The following is a 4,934-nucleotide window of genomic DNA, read 5'->3' on the forward strand; positions in this document are numbered from 1 at the left end:
ACCCCTGTCTCCCCCATTCGGCCGGTCGCCGCTGCGGGGTGCGCGTGGCGTACGCGAAGCGGGGGGGGGGCCCCGGGGGGGGGGGGGGGGCGGCGCGGCCCGGGGGCGGGGGGGGGGCGCCCCCCCGCCCGCCCCCCCCCCCCCGCTGACGGCGGAGGCGAGCCGGGTCACGGCTGCTCCGCCGGGCGGGGCGGTCCTTCGCGGCGCCGCTCAGGTGCGGCGACGCCGCGGCGGGGGCCCGCTGTCCTGCGCTGCGGGCCCGGTGCCGGGGTGGGCGGAAGCGACGGCGGCTGCCGCGGCGGGGGGTGGTGCCGCAGCCGCCGTCCTCGCTTCCACGGGGCCTTCGGTCCCGGCCGGTCGGCGACTAGCCGCGGCGGGCCTCGGCCATCCGCTGCTCGGCGATCCGGTCGGCCGCCTCGGCGGGCGGGATGTCCTCGGACTTGGCCCGGTCGAATATGGCCAGCGTCGTGTCGAAGATCTTCGTTGCCTTGGCCTTGGCCCGGTCGAAGTCGAAACCGTGCAGCTCATCGGCGACCTGGATCACGCCACCGGCGTTCACCACGTAGTCCGGCGCGTAGAGGATGCCGCGGTCGGCGAGGTCCTTCTCGACGCCGGGGTGGGCGAGCTGGTTGTTGGCCGCGCCGCAGACCACCTTGGCGGTCAGGGCCGGCACGCTGACGTCGTCGAGCGCGCCACCGAGCGCACACGGCGCGTACACGTCGAGCTCGCCTGTGATCAGGTCGCTGGTCGAGTCGACCACCTTGACCTGCGGGAAGCGGTCCCGGACCCGGTCGATGGAGGCCCCGAGCACATCGGTGATCACCACGTTGGCGCCGTCCTCGACGAGGTGCGCGACCAGGTGGTGGCCCACCTTGCCGACGCCCGCGACGCCGACCGTGCGGCCCTTGAGGGTGGGCTCGCCCCAGGTGTGCTGGGCCGAGGCCCGCATGCCCTGGAAGACGCCGAAGGAGGTGAGCACGGACGAGTCGCCGGCGCCGCCGTGCTCCGGGGAGCGGCCGGTGGTCCAGCGGTTCTCGCGGGCCACCACGTCCATGTCGGTCACGTACGTGCCGACGTCGCAGGCGGTCACGTACCGGCCGCCGAGCGAGGCCACGAACCGGCCGTAGGCGAGCAGCAGCTCCTCGCTCTTGATGCCGCCGTCAGCGGCGCTGGCGGGGTCGCCGATGATCACGGCCTTGCCGCCGCCGTGGTCGAGGCCGGCGAGGGCGTTCTTGTACGACATGCCGCGGGCGAGGTTCAGCGCGTCCAGGACGGCTTCCTCGTCGGAGGCGTAGGCGTGGAATCGGGTGCCGCCCAGGGCCGGGCCCAGGGCGGTGGAGTGGATGGCGATGACGGCCTTGAGCCCGGTCTCGCGGTCCTGGCAGAGGACGACCTGTTCGTGGCCGCCCTGGTCGGACTGGAAGAGCACGGAAAGCGGATCGCTCGCGCGGCTCGGTGTCGGACCGTCGACGCTGACGGTCGGACGTACGTCAGTCACGGTGGTGACTCCCATAAGTCGTGGTGGGCGCCCTCCGGGGGGTGGGGGAGGGCCGGTTGGCAAGAGCGTAAGACCTGCGGCGTCAGAGGTAGCGCACAGTGCGGAGGATCACTCACCCGGGAGCGGTGTGCGTGGGACGATGCGAGCGGCCGGGCGGCGCGGCGAGGCCCCCCGGGACGGAACTTCGGCCTATGAGGGAGCGGGCGTGGCCTTGGCGTCTTCGGTGATTGTCCCGTACGCGGCTTACCTGCGGGTCTATGAGCCACTGGTCGCTTTTCCCGAGCCGGAGCGCAGCCACTGGGCGGAGTACGCGCGCCGCGAGCGCACCCCCAGCGCCCAGGACGAACTGCGTCGCTCGCTCGCGGACTTGCTTCCGGTGCCGCCGGTTCCGGTTCCGGTGCACGAGAGCGACGACGCGTTCGTGGCCGCGGTGGACGGCGTCACCTGCATCTGCCCCTGGCGCACCAGGCTCCGTGGCTGGATCGCGCTGGAGGAGGTCGCCGAGCACCTGCCCGCGCCGTTGATCGACGCCGCGCTGCCGCCGGTGGTGCGCCGGCAGGCGGTGGCCGATTTCGAGCGCTGGCTTGAGCGGAATCCGGACGCCAGGCCGTGGATTCGCAGCGCGACCTGGCACGTGCCGGTGCGCTGGTTCGTGCTGTTCGCCGATGCCGAGCGGGAGTACGCCAAGGGCGAGGACGGCCTCGTGCTGCGGTACCGCACGCCGATGGTGGAGGCCAGACGGCGGGTGGCGCGCGGCCTCAAAGCGCTCAAGGAGGCGCTGGACGAGGGTCCGTTGATCGACGGCCTGGTGGACGTGGGGCGTTGGCTTGAAGAATTCCATCCCCGCTCGCTGGTCGAGCTGGACTACGGCGGCCTCGTGCACGCCCTCCCGGAGGAGCAGTTGGCGGAGGACCACTCGGCGGCGGACGTCGCGGAGGGGCTGGCCGCGCTGCGCGACGGTGACGGCACGCGGGCCGGGGTCGCGTACGAGCGGCTGACGGAACGTTGGAGCGCTGTCCGGGATCGGCAACGATCTAGCTGAAGTAACGTCACAGACGGCGGTTCAGGGACGTTACGGGGTGTTGCGTACGGCGCGGCCGGGTCAAGCTGGGGAGCGTCGTCACGCACCGGCGGGTGCTGGCGTGACCGGATCGGGACGTTGGTCCTGATCCGGGGCGATTGCCTCAACCGTGATCTAAAGCACTAAGTTCGGGCCTTGCGGCCATCCCCCACCCTCGTGCCAAAATAGGACAAGGAGTCCCGGAAGGGCTCCTTCCGTCCAACTAAGGGCGGAAGTATCGCTATTGCGCTCCTTGGTGGGTCTGGTGACGCGTGGTCCTTCTGTGACTGATCGTCACGGTGGCGTGACTGTCCGCTATGGCATGGTCCATCGGCTTCCGTCGAGGTTGAACACCTGAGAGGGCAATTCCATCGGTTTGGCCGACGTGGCTGGACAGATGGTGTAGTTGTAGTGCCGAGGACAAGCCGTTCGTCCTATAACCGACTCGGCCCGCGTCCGCCATTTCGGGCAACGTGGGTCAAGGTGCAGAATTTAGAGGAAAGAACCGTGATGGTTCGGTTCTCCCGAGGAGGCCGCTCATGACCGCTCGCACCCCTGATGCCGAGCCGCTGCTGACCCCGGCTGAGGTTGCCACGATGTTCCGCGTGGACCCGAAGACGGTCACACGCTGGGCAAAAGCAGGCAAGCTCACGTCCATCCGCACGCTCGGAGGACACCGGCGCTACCGCGAAGCGGAGGTCCGTGCACTCCTGGCGGGCATCCCGCAGCAGCGCAGCGAAGCCTGAACAACCGCATAACCGGGCAAAATCGGGTCCCCCAATCCGGTCTGCGCCCGTTTCGCTCCATACGACCGGCGTCTGCCCCAACAGACGCCACGCCCGTGTGACTTGGGTAAGTCGTCGATCGCGCTGGACTCCGCCGGGTCCAGCGCGATCTTTTTTGTGCCCGCTCTCGCCCTGGCTCTGTCCCGGTCCTGCCCGGCCGTCGGGGCCGTCGGCCGGCCCGCCCCCGCGTGACGAGGGGGTAGCTGGGGGTCGCCCCGGCGCGGCCGGTCGGGCGACATACCGGCCGAACCGGCCCACTTCTCAGCCCCTGCGGCGATGCTCGTACGGCAGGGTGCAATTGCACATATTAAATTGAGAGGGTGTAGGAGGGGTGTAAGTTCCCCCACTGCAGAAAGTCTTTCGGTGACACCCGTCACAGCGGGGCGTACTTGTCGGCTATGCCTTGAGTGCGATATGCGTTCCTCGTATCCGGACGCCTTCACCCTGTCACCGGACACGGGGCGTACACAGCGCCGTTGGTCACTGCCCGGCGGGACTTTCGTCCCGCGTCGTGCCGGCGGGCGGCCCGGTGGGCGTTCGGGCCGGCTCGGTGCTCGGTTCCGGCGGACGGGTGTGTCCGGCCGGGGTGCTCGCCGCGGGCGCGGCCGGCGGGCCCGGCTGCTCCAGTGCCAGCCGTAACAGTCGGTGGCAGACCGGGCAGTGCCGGGTCAGATGTCGGTACCCGATCGCTGCGGAGAGATGGGCGCGCAGCAACGCCCTCGTCTCGTGCCTGGTCGACGTCGCCATGTGCGTACCTCCCGGCCCCCACGGCCTTCCTGACTGGGTACCGCCGGCGCGTGCGCCAGTCAAGGCGCACGGACGGGTGAACACATACGGGTCAACGTGTTCCGTTCCGCCGGAGCGCGTGCCGGTCGCCCCCGTGGACCTGGCCGAAGGCCGGCAGGAAGGCTGCGAAATGCGGCGGGAGCGCCCCTCGGGGGCTCCGGCGCGGGCCCTCGACGGCCATGGCCGTAGGCGCGCGCTCGGCGTGCGCCTACGGGGCCGCTCGTCCCGGCCGGGACCGCGGGTTGTACGCCGAACTCCGGGGTGAGGCGTACGGGTCGTACGGGCTCGGGTCCGCGGGGTGCGTACGGAGCGGGCAGGTGCTTCGCGGGGTGGGGTGCTGGCCGTTCCCTGGGTGGGATCGGTCGAGTGGGTGGGGTGAGGGGTGTCGGCGCGGCCGGTGGGTGGTGGGGGTGTGCGGGTCGTGGCGGGGGTTGGAGGGGCTGGTTTCGGCCATCGGCGGTGGCGGATGATTCGGGTAAATCGGGTGGGGGGCTGGTGGGTCGGAGTCGGGTTGCGGCTGGAGTGCCGGTGCCGGTGCCGGTGGTGGTGGGCCAGGGCCAGGGCCGCGGCCGGGTTGGGGCCAGGCCGGCATGGGTTGGCGGCGGCGGGGCGGGTTGCGGCCGGGTTGGTGATGGCGGGCCGGGTTGGTTGTGGGGCGTGGGGCGCCGGCGGGGTGTGGGGCGTGCCGTGATGGGGCGCGCATGCGAAGAGGCGGGCGCCCGGCGGGCGCCGGGGCGGGGCGGGGGGGTGTTGTGGAAAAACCCCGACCCCCCGGGACGGGGGCGGGGGGGGGGCGGGGGGGGGG

Annotated in this window: 4 protein-coding genes; 2 read left to right on the forward strand and 2 right to left on the reverse strand. The window is 71.7% G+C overall.

Annotated elements, in window-relative coordinates; translation table 11 throughout:
- Positions 1-364: 364 nt before the first annotated feature.
- Entirely contained in the window at positions 365-1,513 is a 1,149-nt protein-coding gene (locus AAHZ94_RS28355) for a Leu/Phe/Val dehydrogenase (protein ID WP_349996408.1), read from the reverse strand.
- Positions 1,514-1,703: 190 nt separating this feature from the next.
- On the opposite strand from AAHZ94_RS28355, the gene AAHZ94_RS28360 reads away from it, so the two are divergent.
- A complete protein-coding gene (locus AAHZ94_RS28360) occupies positions 1,704-2,540 on the forward strand; it encodes a DUF8083 family protein (RefSeq protein ID WP_349996410.1) in 837 nt (278 codons plus the stop codon).
- 557 nt (positions 2,541-3,097) lie between these two features.
- Positions 3,098-3,304, forward strand: a complete 207-nt coding sequence (gene bldC / locus AAHZ94_RS28365) for a developmental transcriptional regulator BldC (protein ID WP_003949541.1) — start codon at positions 3,098-3,100, stop codon at positions 3,302-3,304.
- 519 nt (positions 3,305-3,823) lie between these two features.
- Here bldC and AAHZ94_RS28370 read toward each other — a convergent pair.
- A complete protein-coding gene (locus AAHZ94_RS28370) occupies positions 3,824-4,090 on the reverse strand; it encodes a DUF6274 family protein (RefSeq protein WP_349996412.1) in 267 nt (88 codons plus the stop codon).
- Positions 4,091-4,934 lie beyond the last annotated feature (844 nt).

The organism is Streptomyces sp. HSW2009, from assembly GCF_040240285.1.
GTDB lineage: Bacteria > Actinomycetota > Actinomycetes > Streptomycetales > Streptomycetaceae > Streptomyces.